General features: G+C 67.2%; 28 protein-coding genes. 17 read left to right on the top strand and 11 right to left on the bottom strand.

The annotated features are described in order from the left end of the window. Position 1 precedes the first annotated feature (1 nt). Together MJO54_RS17445 and MJO54_RS17440 are read left to right on the top strand one after the other, a co-directional pair. Positions 2-697 carry a HemK2/MTQ2 family protein methyltransferase gene (locus tag MJO54_RS17445; protein ID WP_082957462.1) on the top strand — a complete coding sequence of 232 codons (696 nt, stop codon included), beginning with the start codon at positions 2-4 and terminating at the stop codon, positions 695-697. After that, positions 694-921 carry a CDGSH iron-sulfur domain-containing protein gene (locus MJO54_RS17440; protein ID WP_064890801.1) on the top strand — a complete coding sequence of 76 codons (228 nt, stop codon included), beginning with the start codon at positions 694-696 and terminating at the stop codon, positions 919-921. The genes MJO54_RS17445 and MJO54_RS17440 overlap by 4 nt, the downstream gene beginning before the upstream one ends. A 15-nt stretch (positions 922-936) precedes the next feature. On the opposite strand, the gene MJO54_RS17435 is transcribed toward MJO54_RS17440, so the two are convergent. Both MJO54_RS17435 and MJO54_RS17430 read right to left on the bottom strand, forming a co-directional pair. Further along, positions 937-1,146 (bottom strand): Rv3202a family protein, encoded by a 210-nt coding sequence (locus MJO54_RS17435; RefSeq protein WP_046282939.1) that lies wholly within the window; start codon positions 1,144-1,146, stop codon positions 937-939. Further along, on the bottom strand, positions 1,146-1,532 hold the full coding sequence (locus tag MJO54_RS17430; RefSeq protein ID WP_064890901.1) for a MerR family transcriptional regulator: 387 nt from the start codon (positions 1,530-1,532) through the stop codon (positions 1,146-1,148). Before MJO54_RS17430 ends, MJO54_RS17435 begins: the two co-directional genes overlap by 1 nt. A gap of 134 nt (positions 1,533-1,666) precedes the next feature. On the opposite strand from MJO54_RS17430, the gene MJO54_RS17425 reads away from it, so the two are divergent. Continuing rightward, a complete protein-coding gene (locus tag MJO54_RS17425; protein ID WP_046282970.1) occupies positions 1,667-2,089 on the top strand; it encodes an Hsp20/alpha crystallin family protein in 423 nt (140 codons plus the stop codon). 25 nt (positions 2,090-2,114) lie between these two features. On the opposite strand, the gene MJO54_RS17420 is transcribed toward MJO54_RS17425, so the two are convergent. The 5 genes from MJO54_RS17420 to MJO54_RS17400 all read right to left on the bottom strand — a co-directional run bounded on the left by MJO54_RS17420 (position 2,115) and on the right by MJO54_RS17400 (position 4,918). Then, positions 2,115-2,261, bottom strand: a complete 147-nt coding sequence (locus tag MJO54_RS17420) for a hypothetical protein (RefSeq protein WP_165604586.1) — start codon at positions 2,259-2,261, stop codon at positions 2,115-2,117. A 369-nt stretch (positions 2,262-2,630) separates the two neighbouring features. Further along, positions 2,631-3,458, bottom strand: coding sequence for an MEDS domain-containing protein (locus tag MJO54_RS17415; RefSeq protein ID WP_240175239.1), 828 nt, complete (start codon positions 3,456-3,458; stop codon positions 2,631-2,633). Continuing rightward, positions 3,458-4,414 carry an anti-sigma factor RsbA family regulatory protein gene (locus MJO54_RS17410; protein ID WP_064890795.1) on the bottom strand — a complete coding sequence of 319 codons (957 nt, stop codon included), beginning with the start codon at positions 4,412-4,414 and terminating at the stop codon, positions 3,458-3,460. The genes MJO54_RS17415 and MJO54_RS17410 overlap by 1 nt, the downstream gene beginning before the upstream one ends. Positions 4,415-4,515: 101 nt before the next feature. After that, on the bottom strand, positions 4,516-4,671 hold the full coding sequence (locus MJO54_RS17405) for a DUF6131 family protein (protein ID WP_164517843.1): 156 nt from the start codon (positions 4,669-4,671) through the stop codon (positions 4,516-4,518). 13 nt (positions 4,672-4,684) lie between these two features. Continuing rightward, positions 4,685-4,918, bottom strand: a complete 234-nt coding sequence (locus MJO54_RS17400) for a hypothetical protein (RefSeq protein WP_082108060.1) — start codon at positions 4,916-4,918, stop codon at positions 4,685-4,687. A gap of 241 nt (positions 4,919-5,159) precedes the next feature. Between MJO54_RS17400 and MJO54_RS17395 the strand changes: the two genes are divergently transcribed. Genes MJO54_RS17395 through MJO54_RS17370 form a run of 6 tightly spaced genes read left to right on the top strand, consistent with a single transcriptional unit; the run spans position 5,160 to position 9,778 of the window. Then, the gene (locus tag MJO54_RS17395) at positions 5,160-5,570 is read left to right on the top strand and encodes a hypothetical protein (RefSeq protein ID WP_396877472.1); all 411 of its coding nucleotides are present in this window, start codon (positions 5,160-5,162) and stop codon (positions 5,568-5,570) included. A 13-nt stretch (positions 5,571-5,583) separates the two neighbouring features. Next, positions 5,584-6,330: a gluconate 2-dehydrogenase subunit 3 family protein gene (locus tag MJO54_RS17390; RefSeq protein WP_240175238.1), complete on the top strand. Its 747-nt coding sequence runs from the start codon at positions 5,584-5,586 to the stop codon at positions 6,328-6,330. Continuing rightward, positions 6,330-7,985: a GMC family oxidoreductase gene (locus tag MJO54_RS17385; RefSeq protein ID WP_240175237.1), complete on the top strand. Its 1,656-nt coding sequence runs from the start codon at positions 6,330-6,332 to the stop codon at positions 7,983-7,985. The genes MJO54_RS17390 and MJO54_RS17385 overlap by 1 nt, the downstream gene beginning before the upstream one ends. A 14-nt stretch (positions 7,986-7,999) precedes the next feature. Continuing rightward, the gene (locus tag MJO54_RS17380; protein ID WP_046282945.1) at positions 8,000-9,007 is read left to right on the top strand and encodes an SDR family oxidoreductase; all 1,008 of its coding nucleotides are present in this window, start codon (positions 8,000-8,002) and stop codon (positions 9,005-9,007) included. Between the two features lie 31 nt (positions 9,008-9,038). Continuing rightward, positions 9,039-9,209, top strand: a complete 171-nt coding sequence (locus MJO54_RS17375) for a hypothetical protein (RefSeq protein WP_165604585.1) — start codon at positions 9,039-9,041, stop codon at positions 9,207-9,209. Between the two features lie 50 nt (positions 9,210-9,259). Beyond that, positions 9,260-9,778, top strand: a complete 519-nt coding sequence (locus MJO54_RS17370) for a universal stress protein (RefSeq protein ID WP_064890791.1) — start codon at positions 9,260-9,262, stop codon at positions 9,776-9,778. A gap of 10 nt (positions 9,779-9,788) precedes the next feature. On the opposite strand, the gene MJO54_RS17365 is transcribed toward MJO54_RS17370, so the two are convergent. After that, positions 9,789-10,892 carry an Rv2629 family ribosome hibernation factor gene (locus MJO54_RS17365; protein ID WP_046282947.1) on the bottom strand — a complete coding sequence of 368 codons (1,104 nt, stop codon included), beginning with the start codon at positions 10,890-10,892 and terminating at the stop codon, positions 9,789-9,791. A 113-nt stretch (positions 10,893-11,005) separates the two neighbouring features. Between MJO54_RS17365 and MJO54_RS17360 the strand changes: the two genes are divergently transcribed. From MJO54_RS17360 to MJO54_RS17325, 8 genes are read left to right on the top strand one after another with little or no spacing between them, the layout of a single operon-like run. Continuing rightward, positions 11,006-11,419, top strand: a complete 414-nt coding sequence (locus MJO54_RS17360) for a ChaB family protein (protein WP_046282948.1) — start codon at positions 11,006-11,008, stop codon at positions 11,417-11,419. After that, positions 11,403-11,885, top strand: a complete 483-nt coding sequence (locus tag MJO54_RS17355; protein WP_064890787.1) for a Na+/H+ antiporter subunit E — start codon at positions 11,403-11,405, stop codon at positions 11,883-11,885. Before MJO54_RS17360 ends, MJO54_RS17355 begins: the two co-directional genes overlap by 17 nt. Beyond that, on the top strand, positions 11,882-12,136 hold the full coding sequence (locus MJO54_RS17350; RefSeq protein WP_046282950.1) for an MrpF/PhaF family protein: 255 nt from the start codon (positions 11,882-11,884) through the stop codon (positions 12,134-12,136). The genes MJO54_RS17355 and MJO54_RS17350 overlap by 4 nt, the downstream gene beginning before the upstream one ends. Continuing rightward, positions 12,133-12,426, top strand: a complete 294-nt coding sequence (locus tag MJO54_RS17345; RefSeq protein ID WP_064890785.1) for a monovalent cation/H(+) antiporter subunit G — start codon at positions 12,133-12,135, stop codon at positions 12,424-12,426. The genes MJO54_RS17350 and MJO54_RS17345 overlap by 4 nt, the downstream gene beginning before the upstream one ends. Next, the gene (locus MJO54_RS17340) at positions 12,423-12,674 is read left to right on the top strand and encodes a Na(+)/H(+) antiporter subunit B (RefSeq protein ID WP_046282952.1); all 252 of its coding nucleotides are present in this window, start codon (positions 12,423-12,425) and stop codon (positions 12,672-12,674) included. Before MJO54_RS17345 ends, MJO54_RS17340 begins: the two co-directional genes overlap by 4 nt. Next, the gene (locus tag MJO54_RS17335; protein ID WP_064890784.1) at positions 12,671-13,414 is read left to right on the top strand and encodes an MnhB domain-containing protein; all 744 of its coding nucleotides are present in this window, start codon (positions 12,671-12,673) and stop codon (positions 13,412-13,414) included. The genes MJO54_RS17340 and MJO54_RS17335 overlap by 4 nt, the downstream gene beginning before the upstream one ends. After that, complete coding sequence (locus MJO54_RS17330; protein ID WP_046282954.1) at positions 13,411-13,755, top strand: sodium:proton antiporter; 345 nt, start codon at positions 13,411-13,413, stop codon at positions 13,753-13,755. Before MJO54_RS17335 ends, MJO54_RS17330 begins: the two co-directional genes overlap by 4 nt. Before the next feature lie 6 nt (positions 13,756-13,761). Further along, entirely contained in the window at positions 13,762-15,546 is a 1,785-nt protein-coding gene (locus MJO54_RS17325) for a complex I subunit 5 family protein (protein WP_240175236.1), read from the top strand. On the opposite strand, the gene MJO54_RS17320 is transcribed toward MJO54_RS17325, so the two are convergent. The 3 genes from MJO54_RS17320 to MJO54_RS17310 are packed head-to-tail and all read right to left on the bottom strand — an operon-like array spanning position 15,480 to position 17,720. Beyond that, the gene (locus MJO54_RS17320) at positions 15,480-16,238 is read right to left on the bottom strand and encodes a metallophosphoesterase family protein (RefSeq protein ID WP_046282955.1); all 759 of its coding nucleotides are present in this window, start codon (positions 16,236-16,238) and stop codon (positions 15,480-15,482) included. The genes MJO54_RS17325 and MJO54_RS17320 overlap by 67 nt on opposite strands. Continuing rightward, the gene (locus MJO54_RS17315; protein WP_105295083.1) at positions 16,235-17,038 is read right to left on the bottom strand and encodes a nucleotidyltransferase; all 804 of its coding nucleotides are present in this window, start codon (positions 17,036-17,038) and stop codon (positions 16,235-16,237) included. The genes MJO54_RS17320 and MJO54_RS17315 overlap by 4 nt, the downstream gene beginning before the upstream one ends. Then, on the bottom strand, positions 17,031-17,720 hold the full coding sequence (locus MJO54_RS17310) for an HAD family hydrolase (RefSeq protein WP_240175235.1): 690 nt from the start codon (positions 17,718-17,720) through the stop codon (positions 17,031-17,033). The genes MJO54_RS17315 and MJO54_RS17310 overlap by 8 nt, the downstream gene beginning before the upstream one ends. Positions 17,721-17,753 lie beyond the last annotated feature (33 nt).

Genomic DNA, 17,753 nt, shown 5'->3' with positions numbered 1-17,753 from the left:
GATGACCACTATGGGGGTGCCCGGCGCCCTGCGTCGCCGCCCGCCGTACCTAGACGGGGTCTATGTACCGCAAGAGGATTCGCATCTTCTCATCGAGACCATGGAACGCACGGGATTGGCCCGCCGGGCCAGGGTTCTGGACCTGTGCACCGGCAGCGGGGTGGCTGCCATCGCGGCGGCCGAGCTGGGTGCGGACAGCGTCACCGCGTTCGACATCTGCCCGCGCGCGGTGCGGTGTGCCCGCGACAACGCGCGCGCCGCCGGCGTCGACGTCGCGATTCGGCAGGGACCGTGGAGTGGCGCGTTGCGCTGCGCCCCGTTCGATCTGGTGGTGGCCAATCCGCCCTATGTGCCCTCGCCGCGTAACGGCGGGCCCATTGCGTCAGCGGGCGGTCCGGAATGGTCGTGGAACGGCGGTGTGGACGGGCGGGTCGTGTTGAACCCGCTCTGCGAATCGGCCGCGGCGCTGTTGCGTCGCGGCGGTTCCCTGCTGCTGGTGCAGTCCGCCCTGGCCGACGTCGCGTACTCATTGCAGAGCCTGCGGGACTCGGGACTGTCAGCCGAGATCGCCACTGTCCGAAGCATTCCGTTCGGCCCGGTGCTCTCGGCGCGCGCCGACTGGCTGGAATCCACCGGCCGGGTGTCGCCCGGCTGTCGCGTGGAACAACTGGTGGTGATCCGGGCGGACAAGCCATGACGACTCCGGACAAGAGGGTGGTTCAGCCGGTTCGTAACGGCCCGGTCCTGGTCGCCGGCCCGGTGCGGATCGAGACGCCCGAGGGGGTCGTCGAATCGGATCGCTTCATGGTGGCCATCTGTACCTGTGGGCGCAGTCGCAACTATCCACTGTGCGACACCAGCCATCGACGCCGGAGCACGTCGGACCATCGGGCCGATGCGGAGGTCGTCAAAGCCGAGTAGCTGCCGGCGGCTGCCTTATCGGTCGCCGTCGTAGTCGTCGTCGGGGAGCGGAACGCTGATGGCCTGATCGATCAGGTCGGCCGGGTTGGCTTCGGTGGCGTCGGCGTTTTCCAGGGCGGCCGGATCCAGCCCGTCGTCGGCGCTCTCGTCTGCGGGGATCCGTTGTTCGGCGAGATCTGCCTCCGAAACAGCTTCGGTCGCCGGGAGCCGTTCAGGGTTGGTCATCATGACCCCTTTCGTTTCCGCGTTGAGGGCGGGTCGGCGCGTTGGGCGGCAAGCAGTGCATAGTCCGTTTTCAGTTGGGAGTTGTCCGATCGCAACCGGGTGTTGTCGGATTCCAGTCTGCAGTTGTCGGACTCCAATCGGGCGTTGCGCGCTTCCAGGCCGAGGATCTGCCCGATGCCTGCGACGTTGATGCCGATGCTTACCAGCTCGGTGATCCGTCGCAGCCGAGCAAGATCGTCATCGCTGTAGCGACGTGTCCCGCCTGCGGTGCGCGCCGGGGTCAGCAGGCCGCGGCTCTCGTAGAGCCGCAAGGTCTGCGGACCGATACCGGACAACTCAGCTGCCACCGAGATGCCGTATACCCCAAGCCCGGATCGGGCATTCATCTCGTCGGTCACTGCGCGTCGCTTCCACTCGTCGGAAAATCCTCGTGCTCCTCTTGCGTGAACCTACCACCAGTGCTATATAAAAATCTATGTCGGCAGACATAGATGATCTGCCGCAGACCGAGGAGGTGGAGATGATGTTGATGCGTACCGACCCGTTCCGTGATCTCGACCGCTGGACCCAGCAGGTGCTGGGCACCGCGGCGCGGCCGGCGGTCATGCCGATGGATGCCTGGCGTGACGGTGACCAGTTCATCGTCGAGTTCGACCTGCCCGGGGTGGCAGAGGATTCCCTGGATCTCGATGTCGAACGCAATGTGCTGACGGTGCATGCCGAACGTCCGGGGCTGGATCAAAGTCGCGAGATGGTGTCGGCGGAACGGCCCCGCGGTGTGTTCAGCCGCCAGCTGTTCCTTGGCGACAATCTGGACGCGAGCCAGATCCAGGCCAGTTATCAAGACGGCGTGCTGAGGCTGACAATTCCGGTCGCCGAGAAGGCGAAGCCCCGGCGGATCAAGATCGCCAGCAGTCACGGCGAACGGGCCATTAACGCCTGATTGCGAGAGGCCGGGCGGCGGCCTGCTAACCGGTGAAGGAGGTGTGCGCGATGACCACCGACACTTTGACCGCGGAGGTGCTCGACGAGGCGGAGAGCGTTGTGCGCGCCGAATGGCTGCGCCTGTTGACCGCCGCAGTGCCTGGGTGCTGGACCGCGGTATCCACCGACATGCCCGTCGCCCGGCCTCGCCCTCCGAAGCTCGCCTTGCGCGGCGTCGCTTGTGAACCGCATGATGTCTCGCTGCCGTCCGGCCGCCGACATCGGTCGGCCACGCGGCTGCGTACCACGAGGGTATGGCCGACGCAGCGGTCCCCTCCGTGACGCCGCCGGGCGGTGAGTCGTGCGTCGCTCACAGCTATCCGGCCATCGTGAGCGCGTTCGACGCAGACCGGGGACTGCCGCGCGCATCGCCACTTAGGTGGCAGCGAAATACGTTGAGCCGCGCACGATGTGACCGCAGGGTCGACGGGGCCGCGCTGCCGTCACCGCTCTCTCCGGCAGCGGGCCTCGCCGGCCTGACAGAAACCGATCAGCACGCCTCACGCCGTCTCCTCGATGCGAACGTTGCCGAACTCCAGCAGGTCGACCAGCCGGTGCACGATTGCTCGGTCGCTGCGCAATAAGGCGGTTCGGCCGTGGGCGGCGCAGTAACGGTCGAGCAGGCAGAGTTGCCGGTGACCGACGAATTCCAGTTCCCGCGCGTCGATCTCGAGGGTGTCGTGCGACAGCAGCGGCAGGACCCGCTGCAGGGTGGTCAGGAACAGCGGCTCGCTAGCGGCGTCGAGTGTGCCGGCCAGTGCGATGGCGTTGCGCCCGGCGGGCTGGGCATACAGCTGAAACGGCACCGAACTAGGTCCGGCCGCCGGGTGCAGGCACAACAAGCCGGCCGCGGCGTCACCGAGTTCGGCGGCGTTGTAGCCGCACATCACCGCAACCGGCAGGGTGGCGATTCGGCGGTCGCCGAGGAATTCCAGAGCCGCCTGCGCGTCGCGCTGTGCGGGCGTGCGCACCACCGGCGTGACATCGATGACGATACGTAATCCGCTGTACCCGTCAGCGACCGCAGCGACCGCAGCCGCCGCGTAGCGCTCGGTCATACGCTCGGCGTCGACGACCTCACCTTGGAACAGGAAGTGCTCCGTCACGGTCTTGACATGTACCTCGCGGGCGTCCTTTCCGAGGCCGGCCGCAGCTAAGGCCGCCCGCATTGTGGCGGGATCGTCCGCGCCGACATAGCCGACGCGTTGGTCGAGGTTCAGTCCATCCGCGACGTATGCCGCAGCACGAAACAGGAACTCCCCGGGATCGCGGTATTCCCAACCGATGTGGCCGAATTCGCCAGACCGGTCCGCCCGATACGCCCTCATCACGCCGACTTTCTCATCCGCAGATGCGCCTGCACCGTGGTTCCGCTCGCCGCGGTGTGCATGCGTACCAGGTCCGCGGTTGCGTTGACCACGAACAGTCCGCATCCGTGGTCGTAGTCGCTGATAAGCGGCCGCCGCCCGGCCAGCCGATCGGTCAAGCGGCCGGCATCGCGCACCTGACAGATCAATTGATCATCCGCCGCCCACAGCAGCAGAGTGCACGGGCCCCGGCCATGCTGCAGGCTGTTGGATGCCAGCTCGTTGACGATCAACTGCAGATCGGCGACGTCGGCCGCGGTGAAGCCGAACCAGCGGGCGTACTTGGCGGAGAACTGACGCGCGCCGGCCAGATCGGTAAGTCGGTGCAGGGTGTAGCTTGCCGCCGAAGTGCTGCGCGGCAGCGGCTCGTTGTAGCGCTCCCAAGCGACGTCGGGAGCGAAGCCGGAACTGGTCCGCTCCGGGTGCCCGCAATGGCCCAGGCTGGGGTGCGTGATCTCGGCGTCGACGAGCATCTCGGAGTTCAGATGTGTTGCGTCATAAGGGCACAGCATCGTGATATCCCTGCCGATAAACGCCTCATTGACCAGAGCCTCATGCTGCACGCATGCCGGATACTCCAGTTCGGACCGGCCGCTCCAGACCGGCTCGCCGATCATCCGTACCGGTCCCGACGGGTGTCGGGCGGCGAAAGCCCCCAGCACTCCGCCCAGAATGTGTGCGGGGTTGCGCCCGACCTGGGTCATATCGGAAAGGCTGGCCGAACCGGCTGCGCCCGCGGGCAGCGCATTGCGGAGTAGCGAGAGGTTTGGTTCTGGTACCGCCACCAAGGTCGGGAGGCCCGCGGCCACGGCGTCGGCGACGTAGGGCACCAGGTAATCGACATACTCCTGCGGTGAGCGGTAGAACAGCGCAATATGCCTGAAGGAGCCGCGATCTGCGCCGGCGGCGACAGTCATCGAGTGTGCCCCTGTCATCCAACGTGGACCGGCCGCAGTGCTACCTCAAACCCGACTGTGCGAGGCACGGTCCGACTGTTTGCGCTTCCCGCAGGTTGGCATCAATACCAGTAACGCCGACCCGCGACCGGACGACCGACCGCGCCCAGAATCCACAGCGCAGCACCGACGACCAGCAGAATGACGCCAATCGTCCAGAGGATATTGATCTTGAAAATGAGCGCCAGAATAAGCAGGATCACTCCGAGGGCAATCATCACCAATCCCTTCTCAGACAATCAAACCGACCGCACCCAGTGAAGAAGGTTGCGGTAAATGACAATCGGACACAACCGGGTTGAACCCGAGGTAGTTCAATGGGCCCGCCAATGTGGTGACAGCGATGGTCCCGGCATTTGCGCAACTCGTTTGACTGCCGTGGAAATAGTCACGCTGCCATGCCGCAAAGACGCCGATCAGCAGCCAGATCAGCACAAAGGTCCCGGCCAATCCACCGAATCGCATCCGTCCTCCATTCATCTGTACCCCGATCAGTTCCCCATTCGACCGCGGTCGAAACCTGACAATCCTCACGGGAGCCGGGCCATGTTTGACCGCGGCGGCGGAGGGGTACTGCCGGGATTCGGCGGAACATCGGCGAACGAACGGGGGTGCGCAGATGATGTTGCTGGAAACCGGCGAATCCGGTGTGCGGCTGGGCAGTCACGCGGAGTGGATCGGTGAAGCCGGTGACATTGTCGATCGGATGTTCCGCAATGTCGCGCATGGCCGCTTCGAAAGATCTCTATCGGCGATGACGGCGTTCGCCGCGATTGTCACGACCGCCGAAATCTATCTCGAGCACTACAAGGCCGGCTTCGGCAACAAGTGGATGTGGAGCCCGGTCCTCGTCACGCCGCCGGTGGTGGTCGCCGGGATCGGCGGGGTGTTCTCGCGCCGTTGGGCCAAGCGCTGGCTGCCGTTGACCGCGGGGGTGTATGCCGCCAACGGCCTGCTGGGGGAGTACCTGCACGCTCGCGGGGTGTCTCGTAAGCCCGGCGGCTGGAAGATGGCGTCCTACAACGTTCCGATGGGGCCGCCGATCGCAGCGCCCGGCCTGATGGCAATGGTCGGCGGGATGGGCTTGCTGGCCGCGGTGCTGCGCCGCGAACACTGAGGGGCCGGCAGCCATGGCCGACACCTCCCGTCCCGACCACCTGCCGAACCTACGGGCCGATCGTCAACCACCGCATCCGTCCTGGCTGCCCCGGCAACGCCGCGGCGTCACACCGCAGATGATCGGGCGCTACCCGGACTTCGACGTGCTCGCGTCCAGGGACCGCTGGGACGAGGCCACCAGACAGGTGGTGCTCGTCCGGCTGGAGCCGCCCGGGCCGCTGCGGTTCTTCACCGCGGCCGAGGAGCCCACCCTGCGGGCATTCTGTGACATCGTGCTGGCACAAGACGCCGAACCGCGGGTTCCGGTAGCCGAATTCGTCGATGCCAAACTGGCCGACGGTCAGCTCGACGGCTACCAGTACGCCGATATGCCCGACGATCGCGACACCTGGCGTCTGGTGTTGCGTGGCTTGGACGAGGCCGCCGGGCAGCGGTACGGCAAGGCGTCGTTCGCCCAAGCCGAGATTCCCACCCAGTTGGCTCTGGTCGATCAGTTCTCCCGCGGCCGATTGCAGGGCGGTGCCTGGTCACAGCTCAACGAGACCCGGGCGTGGTCGGTGTGTATGCGGATGACCCTGTCGGCGTTCTACTCCCATCCCTGGGCGTGGAACGAGATCGGCTTCGGCGGCCCGGCCTACCCGCGCGGTTTCATGCGACTGGGCGGTCCGAGCGGTCCGGCGGCGGTGCGTGAGCCGTTCGAAACCCGCGGTGCCATCGACAAGGATCCGGTGGAACTGGTGCAAGAAGAGGATTCGTAGTGGGCGACTTCTGGCGCGGCCTGCTCAAGGGATCGCTGGGCCCACCCGCCAACGACTCGCGGTTCCTGCTGGATGTGCAGTCGCGGGAGCTGCCCGGCGAGAGGACGATGCGCCGGTATGCAATCGATGACGAGGTCGACCTGGTGGTCATCGGGGCCGGTGCCGGGGGATCAGTGCTGGCGCAGCGTCTGGCACGGGCTGGCTGGCGCACCGTGATCATTGAGGCGGGACCGTTCTGGCATCCCGACACCGACTGGGTCTCCGACGAAGCCGGATCGCATCCGCTGTACTGGACGCAGAAGCGCATCATCGGCGGGGACGATCCGATCGAGTTGGGCAAGAACAACTCCGGCCGGGGCGTCGGTGGTTCCATGGTGCACTACGCCGGTTACTGTCCACGCTTTCATCCCAGCGATCTGCGGACATTCAGCCTTGACGGGGTCGGGGTGGACTGGCCGATCGTCTACGAGGACATCCGTCGTCACTACGAAGTACTCGAGGCGGAATTGCCGGTCGCGGGACAGAACTGGCCATGGGGGTATCCGCACCGCTATCCATGGTCGCCGCACCCGATCTCCGGTGCCGCGTCCAAGCTGTGGGAGGGCGCCCTCAATCTGGGTATCGAGATGCGGGTGGGTCCGGTCGGAATCGTCAACGGCACCTTCGGAAACCGCCCGCATTGTATCTACCGCGGTTACTGCCTGCAGGGCTGCAAGGTCAACGCCAAGGCCAGCCCGTACGTCACCCACCTGCCCGACGCGCTGGCACACGGTGTGGAGATCCGTGCGGACTGCATGGCCTCGCGCATAGAACTCGATGGCACCGGAGCGGCGCGTGGCGTCGTCTACTACGACAACAACGGTGCCGAGCACCTGCAGCGCGCAAAGGTCGTGGCGGTCGCGGGTTACTCGATCGAAACCCCACGGCTGCTGTTGAACTCGACCAGCACGCGGTTCCCGAATGGGTTGGGGAACAACTCCGATCAGGTCGGCCGCTACGTCATGGTCCAAGGCGCTGCGCAGACCGCGGGCCGATGGCCGGAGGAGCTGCGGATGTACAAGGCCCCGCCGCCGCAGGTGACCAGCGAGCAGTTCTACGAAACCGACACCGCCCGGGGATTCGCCCGCGGGTTCTCCATCCAGACCGTGTCACCGCTGCCGATCGGCTGGTCCGAGCACGTACTCGCCGACGGGCACTGGGGCCGAGCGATGCGCGAATATATGCGCGACTACAACCACTGGAGCACGATCGGCGTGCTCAACGAACTGCTTCCCCTCCCGGATAACAGGATCACCCTGGCCGACGAAGTCGACGGCTACGGGATCCCGGTGGCCCGAATGGACTACAGCCGCTGTGACAACGACAAGGCGAACATGGCCTACTCGACGCGGGTGATCACCGACATCCTGCACGCGGCCGGCGCCCAGGACGTATTGACCATCCAGCGTTACGCCCATCTGATCGGCGGCGCCCGGATGGGCACGGCGCCGGAGAACTCGGTCGTTGATGCTGACCACCGGGTGTGGGGGGTACCCAACCTGTTCATCGCCGACGGCTCGGTCTGCCCGACGCAGGGATCCGCCAACCCGGCGCTGACCATCATGGCGCTGGCTTCTCGGCTCGCCGAACGTCTTGCCGGCAAGAGCGTCTCGTAGAAGGGAGCCCAGACATGACCCAGACCGTCGTCGTCACCGGAGCCAGCGCCGGGATCGGCCGGGCCGTTGCACAGTTGTACGGCAAACGCGGCGCCAATGTCGCCCTGCTAGCGCGCGGTGAAGCAGGCCTGCGCGGCGCGGCGCGTGATGTCGAAGAGGCCGGAGGCACCGCCCTGCCGATTCCTACCGACGTCGCCGACCCCGACGCGGTGGCGGCCGCCGCCGATCGCGTCGAGGCCGAACTCGGGCCGATCGATACCTGGATCAACGTCGCCTTCGCATCGGTCTTCGCGCCGTTCACCGAGATCGGTCCCGCGGAGTTCAAACGCGTGACCGAGGTCTGCTACCTCGGCTTCGTCTACGGCACCATGGCGGCATTGGCCCGGATGAAGCCCCGCGAGCACGGCACGATTGTGCAGGTGGGTTCGGCCCTGGGGGAGCGGTCGATCCCGTTGCAGTCGGCGTACTGCGGTGCGAAGCACGCCGTCAACGGCTTCACCGAATCGGTGCGTTGTGAGCTGATGCATGACGGTTCGAAGGTCAACATCACGCTCGTTCAGATGCCGGCGGTCAATACGCCGCAGTTCTCCTGGGTGCTGTCGCGGCTTCCCCGCCACCCGCAGCCGGTGCCGCCGATCTATCAGCCGCAGTTGGTGGCCAAGGCGGTGCTACGGGCCGCAGATCATCCCCGACGCAAGCAGTACTGGGTGGGCGAGAGCACCGTAGCCACCCTGCTGGCTCAGCGGTTCGCGGCACCGTTGCTCGATCGCTACTTGTCCCGCACCGGCTACGACTCGCAGCAGACCGGCGAGCGCGTCGACGGCGACAAGCCGTACAACCTGTGGGAACCGCTCGACGAACGGCCGGGCAGCGATCACGGAGCGCGCGGGGCGTTCGACGACTCCTCGCACGCGCACAGCCCGCAGATCTGGGCGGCCCGGCACGCTGGGCTGGTCGCCGGGGCCGCGACCGCGCTGGGGGTGGCCGGAGCCGGCGTACTGGCCGCGCGACGGCCGCGTTGAGCCCGTCGAAGACGACGAAAGGATGCCGGTGATGGCTGGAAGAAAAGGCCCGAAGGCCGAGGCGGACGTCGAACCCGATGCCCACCAGGCGTGGTCGCGGGCCGGCAAGGGCGAAGACGGTACCTATGTGGGGCGTACCAGCCCCGATGATGCCTTCGATGTCGGCGAAACCGGCGCCGAAGCCAGAAGCGACGACACCTGACCACACCGAGGGGTTTGATACCAGCGCACGATGGCTAACCTCCGCCCATCATGGCTTCGGATACAGCGGGTGCCGGGATCGTTGTCGGTGTCGATGGGTCGTCGGCATCGCGGGCCGCGGTGCGGTGGGGAGCCCAGGAGGCCGAACGCCGGGCGCTACCGCTGACCCTGGTGCACGCGGCGTCAACCCAGTTGTCTCCTCTGATGGCCCGATGGATCGTGTTCGGTCAACATGAATTACCGCACCGGCGTGTCCAACGGATCGTCGATGACGCCGTGGGAGTCGCCACCCACAGCGCTTCGGATGGTGCGCCCGCGCAGCTGAACACCAAAGTGGAGTTTGCCGATCCGGTTGACGCGCTGGAGGAGTTGTCCCGGCAAGCCGAGCTGGTTGTCGTCGGATCGAGCGGCCGTTGGCGATTGCGGCATCTGTTGTTCGGCTCGGTCGGCTCGGAGCTGACGCCGCGCTGCCACTGCCCACTGGCTGTCCTGAGCGAGGACGACCTGGCGACACAGCAGCCCTTAGCGGTCTCGGACGCCCCGGCACAGAGCGACCCGACGGGATGGTGACCGGCACCGCTCAGGCCGGTGCCGCCGGCTGCGGGTAGCGCAGCACCGCCGCAACGCCGTCGGCCGGGTCCACCGCCACCTCAGCCGTCACGACATCCGCACCGATCGCGATCGCCCCCCAGGGCAGTGCCTCGTCGGCACGCAGCGTATGTGCCGGTGCGGCACCGTAGTCGGAGAGCATGTCCGGGTTCGCTGCGGTGACGGTCAGCCCCGCGTCGGCGACCACTGTGGCATCGCCGATGTCGCCGAGGATCAGCGTCTCCACCGCACCTTGGCTCAGCCCGGCGCATATCGCCGGGAGTCCTTGCGCTGCCAGGCCGGATCCTCGGCCCGATTCGGCGGTGAACCGTTCTACCGCGGCCTGGATGCCGGCGAGTTGGCGCCGCAGGCATTCGGCTTCGATGGCGTCTTGGACCTCGCTCGGGTCATGCCCACTGTGTCGGGCCCCGATCGCCAACTCTGTGGTCAGGCCTGCGATCCGCTTCGGCATAGCCTCCAACAGCGCCGAGCGAGCTTGCACCTCGCCGACCACGAACACGAGTTCGGGCCCCTCGGCGAGTTCGGCTACCCGGGCGGCGACGGCCCGGACATTCTTGCGGGCGGCCTCCTGCGCGTGCGGCTGCGGATCGCCGTATCCCGGGGTTTCGGCACCGGCGGCCTTGTGGACCGGATAGCCCCCGCCGTCAACGGTTTCCATGCGCAGCGTTCCACCGGTATGGACAGTGATGTCGGCTCCGGTTTGGTCAACCTCGGCCAACACGTAGTCCGGGTACTCAAAGCCGTGCTCGAAGACCGGGATGAGGTAGGGAAGCTGCGACACCCGAACCGTTGTGGCGGTGGGAGCCTGCAGATGTTCGTTGAGCAGCACGCCGTCAGGACAGGCGATCACCGCACGACCACTCTTGCCGACCGGGGGGCGCAAGTCCATGACCGCGCGTTCGACATCGCCGATGATCTGCTTGCCGACGCCTTGACGAGCGAGGTCTTCGCTGATCTTGCGCCAGGTCAGTTCGAGTTTGGTGGCCGCGTCCTCGGTGTCGTGTGAATCCTCGAAGTACACCGAGGTGAATGGGGCACTGGCGGTGAGCAATTGACGGAAACGTTCGGCATTCACGAGTATCCGGGTTGCCCGATCTGAGGAACGACAAACGTGGACGCCACAGAAATGGTTGCTCAGCCGTTTCATGGGGTAACCAACCCCGATCGCAGTCGCTGATTGGAGGTCTCATGCCCAAGACGACGAAGAGCGGCACCGCCAAACGCGGCGAGTTGCCCAGCACGCTGCAGCGCTCCGGCGCCAAGGCGCAACGCACCTTCGCCAAAGCGCACGATGCTGCCGCCAAGGAATACGGCAGCGAGCAACGTGCGCACCGGGTTGCCTATGCCGCGCTCAAGCACAGTTTCGAGAAGGTCGGGGACCACTGGGAGCCCAAAAAGAAGCGCGGCCCGTCGGATAAGCGCGCGGCCGGCGGCGGTCCGAACAACTCCGGACCGTCCGCGGAGGGCGTCGATGCCAACGCCAGCAAGCAGCATCTGCTGGACGTCGCCCGCCGGCTGGACATTCATGGACGCTCGACGATGCGGAAATCCGAACTGGTCACGGCGATCAAGAAGCACAACCGCCGTGTCCGCGGCAAATAGCCGGCTCACGGGGGCATTCGCCGAAACGCTGTTGTGGTGGTTGGCCACCGGAGCGGTGTGGGTGGTGACGCTGCCTGCGCGGACCACCCACGAGCTGCTTGCCGGGGCCCTGTGCACCCTGCCGTGTGCCGCGGTTGCTCGTGCGGCGCGGCGGGCCAACGGCGGCACGTGGCGGTTTCGGCTGGGATGGCTGCGTTGGGGGGCGGCAGTCACCGGTGAATTGCTGGCCCAACCCGTCCAGGTGTGGGCTTACCTCCTGATTCCGTCACGGCGTGCCCGGTCGGCGGTCGACTCGGTGACGTTGCCCGGGGAACCGGCGGCGGTGGCGGCCGCCCGCAGTACCGCCGCAACCATGGCGTTGGCCACCACCCCCGGCACCGTCGTGCTCGACGCGGCCGCGCACTCGGTGCGGGTACACCGGGTGGGGCAACGTCCGGGGAGGCTGGAGGAGGCGGTGCAGCGATGAGCCCCGGCGAGCTGGCTGCGCTGGCGCTGCAGGCCGGGGTGTTCGCGCCGGGAGTGTGGATGGCGTCGCGAGGTGCGCCCCGGCGGCGCTTGGTGGGTCTGGAATTCGCCGGTGTCGGCGCCGTGGCCACCTTGATGGTGCTGGCCGTCTCATGGCACCAGGACTGGACCTTGATCGTGCCACTGGTGTTGGTGCTGATCACATTTCCCGGAACCCTGGTCTACACCCGGCTGCTGGCGAGCAAGCCATGATCGCCTGGCTGTTGGTCCTCGGCGGCGTATCAGTGATGGCCTGCTGCGCGGTTGCGGCCGCGGCGGTCGGCGGCGTGGTGGATCGGCTGCACCTGCTCGGCGTGACCACGTCTGTCGGCTTCCCGCTGGCAGCGCTGGGCCTGATAGTGCAACGCGGCGTCTCTGAGGCGTCGGCGATGGTCGTGCTCATCGCTGCGCTGGTGTTGCTGACGGCGCCGGTGATGTCGGCTGCCACGGCCCGGCTGACCGCCCAGGAAGCCGGTGTGGCGGAAGCAGATTCGCCACCATGACCGTCCTGGTCCTGGTCTCGCTCGCCACGGTCGGCATCAGCGGAACCATTGTCGCCCTGACCGGCGACCCGGCGCGGCAGGCGATCATGCTGTCGGTCTTCGGCCTGGCGCTAACGGTGCTGTTCGTGCTGCTGCAGGCACCAGACGTGGCGTTGTCCCAATTGCTGATCGGTGGGGTGGTAGTGCCCCTGATGGTGATGCTGACGCTCCGGACAGTGCAGCGTCGACACCGGGAGATCGGTCGGTGAGCCGCGCCGGGCGCACGGCGCTGTTTCTTGCCGGCGCGGCCGGACTGGGCGTCCTGCTCTGGCTGGGGTTCGCCGAGCTTCCGGTGTTCGGTCAGGCACATCACCTGTATCGGGACCTTGCGGTGCGGGCCGGGCTTTCGCACGACACCGCCAATGTGGTGGCATCGGTGAACTTCGACCTGCGCGCCCTGGACACGCTCGGCGAGGAGACCATCCTGGTCGCCTCGGTGACCGGGGTGATGGCCCTGCTCCGGCCGGCCGTCGAGGAGCGTGAGTATCACAACTCAGGTCGCCGAACCGCCCTGGACGCCACCCGGTTCGTCGGATATCTACTGCTGCCGGTGACACTGGCGGTGGGCGTCGATGTGGTGGTGCACGGGCACCTGACCCCGGGCGGGGGTTTCCAGGGCGGCGTACTACTGGCCGCCGGCCTGCACCTGCTCTATGTCACCGGAAGCTTCGGGGCGCTCGATCGGTTGCGTCCGGTCAACGTCTTCGACGTCGGCGAGGCGCTGGGCGCAGCGGCATTCGCCGCCATCGGCGTCACCGCCTTGATCACCGGCGGAGCGTTCTTGCTCAACGTGCTGCCGACCGGCACCCGGGGGCAGCTGCTTTCGTCAGGGGTCGTACCGCTGCTCAACGCGGCGGTCGGTATCGCGGTGGCGTGCGGCATGACCGTACTGCTGGCGCAGTTCCTGGCTCAGGAGATCACGGTCGCGCCGCGACGGGAGAGATCGTGAGCAGCTACATCTACGGCGTGGCGGGGTGGCTGGTATTGGCCGGGTCGTTCGGAATCGTCCGTAGCCGCAACCTGATTCATGCGGTGGTCTGCCTATCGGTGGCGCAGGCGGGCACCTACCTTCTGCTGTTGACCGTCGGTTACCAGCATGGCGCGGCGCCGCCGATATTCGTCGATTCTCCCGGGCCGACTGCTGTGGTCGACCCCGTGGTGCAGGCGATGACACTTACCGACATCGTCATTCAGGCCACCGTCACCGCACTGCTACTGGCGCTGGCCATCCAGGTCCACAAGCGCCACCACACCCTGGATCCGGATCAGCTGTCGGCACTGCGGGGCTGAAACACCGTGGGGGCCACCAACGCCGCTCTGTTGCCGCTGCTGGTCGCGATGCCGATCCTGACGGCATGTCTGTTGCTGGCACTGAACGGCAGGATGACTCGGTCGGTAGCCAATGTGTTGGTGCTGGCCGTCGCGGCGGCCAGCGCTGCGGCCGCCGGCTGCGTGTTGGCCGTGGCATCGGGCCGCACGGTGGTGGTCTGGATCGGCGACTGGCGCCCACATTCCGGCCTGGCCGTCGGTATCGCTTTGGCCGCGGATCCCCTCTCGGCGGGACTGGCAGTGCTCGTCGGCTCCCTGACCGTGTGCGCGGCGCTCTACAGTCGCCGCGGCCTCGACGAGGCGGGCACGCGCTTCGACGTGCTGCTGTTGATCTTCCTGGCGGCGATGAACGGCTTCGTGCTGGCTGCGGACCTGTTCAACCTGTTCGTATTCCTCGAGCTGATGGGTGCGGTCGGCTACGCACTGACCGGCATCAAGATCGAGGACCGCTCGGCGATCCAGGGGGCGCTCAACTTTGGGATCATTCAGTCGCTCAGCGCGTGTCTGACCCTCATCGGCATCACCATGCTCTACGCCCGTGTCGGCCAGTTGGGGATGGCCCAGCTGGGGGCGGCGCTACGTGGCGGGCGGCCCGACGCTCTGGTGGTGGCAGCCTTCGTGCTGGTGTCGGCGGCGCTGCTGGTGAAGGCCGCCATCGTGCCGTTGCACTTCTGGCTGGCCGACGCGCACGCCGTCGCTCCGGCCGGTGTGTGCGTGTTGTTCTCCGGTGTCATGGTCGAGCTCGGCCTCTACGGGCTGTGGCGGGTGTATTGGGAGGTATTCGCGGGTGCGCTGCCCTCACCGGTGGTCAGCCGGGTCTTCGTCGTGACGGGCGCGCTGACCGCGGCCGTCGGCGCGGTGATGTGCCTACTGCAGCGCCACCTCAAGCGGCTGCTCGCCTACTCCACCATCGGCCACATGGGTTTGTCGCTGCTGGCCACCGCGACACTGACCTCCCACGGGGTAACCGGTGCGACGGTCTACCTGATCGGCCACGCCGGGGCCAAGTCGGCGCTGTTCCTGATCGTGGGGATCCTGCTGGATCGTCATCGCAGCGTCGACGAATGGGAGTTGGCAGGACGCGGCCGGGGTCAGCCACTGCTGGCGGCTTGCTTCGGCATCGCGGCCGTCGCCCTGGCCGGCCTGCCGCCGTTCGGCACCGCGCTCGGCAAGTCCCTGTGCGAGGAGGCGGTCGGCAGCGCGTGGGGATCGGCACTGTTCCTAGCGGTTTCGGCACTCACCGGCGGTGCCGTGCTGCGGGCCGGCGTCCGTTGTTTCACCGGCGTGGGCGGACGAACCGAGCCGTCCGACGACGTGGCCTCCGGGCGCCGGACCCGAGGTGACGAGGAACCCGACACCTGGCTGCGGCGGACGCCCGCCAGCATGTACTTGGCGATCGGGTTGCTGCTGGCCGGTTGTCTGGCTGCCGGCCTACTGCCCGGGGTCGCGCGCGGGGCGCAGAGCGCCGCAGCACGTTTCGTCGAAGCCGGCGCTGTGGCCGGCGCGTCTGTGCCGGGTTGGTCGGTGGCCGGGGCCGCTATGAGCGCCGCCGGCGCATTCGCTGCGGCGGCAGTGGCGGCCGCCGGACTACTCCGCTGGACTCCAACGGTGCATCGGGTTGCCACCGCTGTCGCCGCGCCACTGCTCAGTGCGCTGCGCGCCGCGCACTCCGGGCACATCGGGGACTACGTCGCGTGGATGTTCGCCGCGCTTGCCGTACTTGCTGCCGCTATCGGATTACCGCTGACCTGATACACGGTGTAAGGCGCGCGGATCAACGGCCGGGCCACATTGCGTACCGCCACGCCACCGGCGGTGCGGCCCTTCTCGGTTCCGGCGTGGGCGTGGCCGTGCACAGCCAGGTCGGCTCCGGCGTCGTCGATAGCCTCGGCCAGCAGACATGAGCCCAGAAACGGATAGATCTCCGGCGGCTCGCCGTACAGCGTGTCGGCGACGGGGGAGTAGTGCAGCAGCGCGATCCGATAGTCCGTGCGCAGCGCGCGCAGGCCATCACGCAGCTGGTCGGACGCAGTCTGCGTGGCGCCGACAAACGCTTTCATCTCCGGTTCGCCGAAGGCCGTCGCGCATCTGCCGGCGAAGCCGCCGCCGAATCCCTTCACGCCGGCGACGCCGACCCGCTGCTGTTGCACGTCGACGGTGTGGGTCTCGCCCTCCAGCACAGCGATCCCGGCGTCGCGCAGCGCCGCGGTGATCTCGTGCTGCTGATTCTGGTGGTAGTCGTGGTTGCCGAGCACGCACACCACCGGTACCGGGCAGTCGCTGAGCTCATCGGCGACCACTTGGCCCTCGGCGGCGGTCCCGTGCCGGGTGAGGTCGCCGGCGACCACCAGCATGTCGGCCCGGGCATCGATATCGTGCCAGTGCATAGTGCCGCGTGAGTCTTCGCCCAGATGAATGTCACCGACGGCCGCAACCCGAATCACCCGGTCACCTGCTCTGCGGGTTCGAACAGCTGCACCACTTCGATCTCGTTGATCACGTTGCGCGCACCGACGATGCGTCGCACAGCCGATTCGATCGTCGCCCGGCGTTGCGGGCCGTTGACCGATCCGGTCAGCCATACCGAGTCGTCGTCGATCTCGATCCCGATTCCCAGCTCGCCGATCTCCGGGTCTTCGGCGAGCCTGCGGCGTACGACGGCGACCAGATGGGCGGGAGGCTGGGGTTGCGCGGTGTGGTCATCGTCGACGATGGACAGCCCACACAGCAGGTGCCAGAAGGCCTCGGCGAAAGGGGAATTCCGCAGTCGCCGGCGCACCTGCGGCCAATCCACCTGTTCACGCAGGATTCGCGCGACGATGAGAAGCTCGGCGAAATCGCAACGGTGACAGTCCAGCACCGCAAGCTTCTGCACCATCAGATCGGTGGCGGTGATGACCCGGACGATCACCGAACCGACTTGGATCGGCGGGGCGTTGGAGATGGTGTCGGCGCTGATCGGGATCTCGCCGAGGTGATGGATCAGGTCCACCAGCACCGCGCCGTCGAAGACCTTGAGCAGCCAGTCTTCCGGCGGCTGCACACGTGACATGCCGGCCTCGGCGAGCACTATCGCCGCCCGCTCGGCTTCGGACGGCTCGACCAGCAGGTCGATGTCGTGGTGGGAATGCGGACCGCCGCGGGCATAGACCGCCGCCCCGCCGGCCAGGGCGAACGGCACGCCGGCGCGATGCAGCGCGCCGACCGTCCGAGTCAGGGTGCTCAGGAACGTGGACTCATCCATGCTCGCCCCGCTCGTTGGCCAGGCCGGCGATCGGAGTCTGATCCAGGTGCTCCAGCAGTTCTTCGGCGTTGTCGAAAACGACCGCCGCACCGGCCGTTTCCAATTCGGCGCGCGAGACGCCGCCGCTGAGCAGACCGATGCTGGCCACCCCGGCGCGCACGCACGCCTGGGCATCCCAGACCGCGTCGCCCACGAAGACGGCATGCTCCGCCGTGGCGCCGACCCGGTCCAGTGCAATCCCGATGATGTCCGGATTGGGCTTCGCGACGTCGACATCGGCTGAAGAGGTGACCGCCGCGACAAGGTCGTCGCAGCCGAGCACCTTGCGCAGCACCGCCAACTCGTCCTCGGGTGCCGAGGTGGCCAGCACCACCGGAAGATCAAGAGCGGCTATGTGTTCCAACAGGTTGCGGGCGCCCGGTAGCGGCGACAGCAAGCCCGATGACTGCAGGTAGTAGTGCGAGTGCAGGTCTTTCAGGCGTCGGCGGACGTCATCTGGTGCGTCGTCGGACAGCAGGCGGACCAACTCGGATCCGTCCATTCCGATGGCGCGATGGATCCGCCACGACTCCACCTCGAGGTGTAGGTCGGCGAACGCACGCCGCCAGGCGTGCACGTGCAGGTAGTTCGAATCGACCAGGGTGCCGTCGACGTCGAACAACACAGCCGATTGGGCGCTCACGCTCGTCCCCTCTCGTTCGCGGATGGTCCTGGC

Origin of the sequence: Mycolicibacter virginiensis (assembly GCF_022374935.2) — a bacterium.
In the GTDB taxonomy this organism is placed as follows: Bacteria; Actinomycetota; Actinomycetes; order Mycobacteriales; family Mycobacteriaceae; genus Mycobacterium; species Mycobacterium virginiense.
This window is presented reverse-complemented; position numbering and strand designations above follow the sequence as displayed.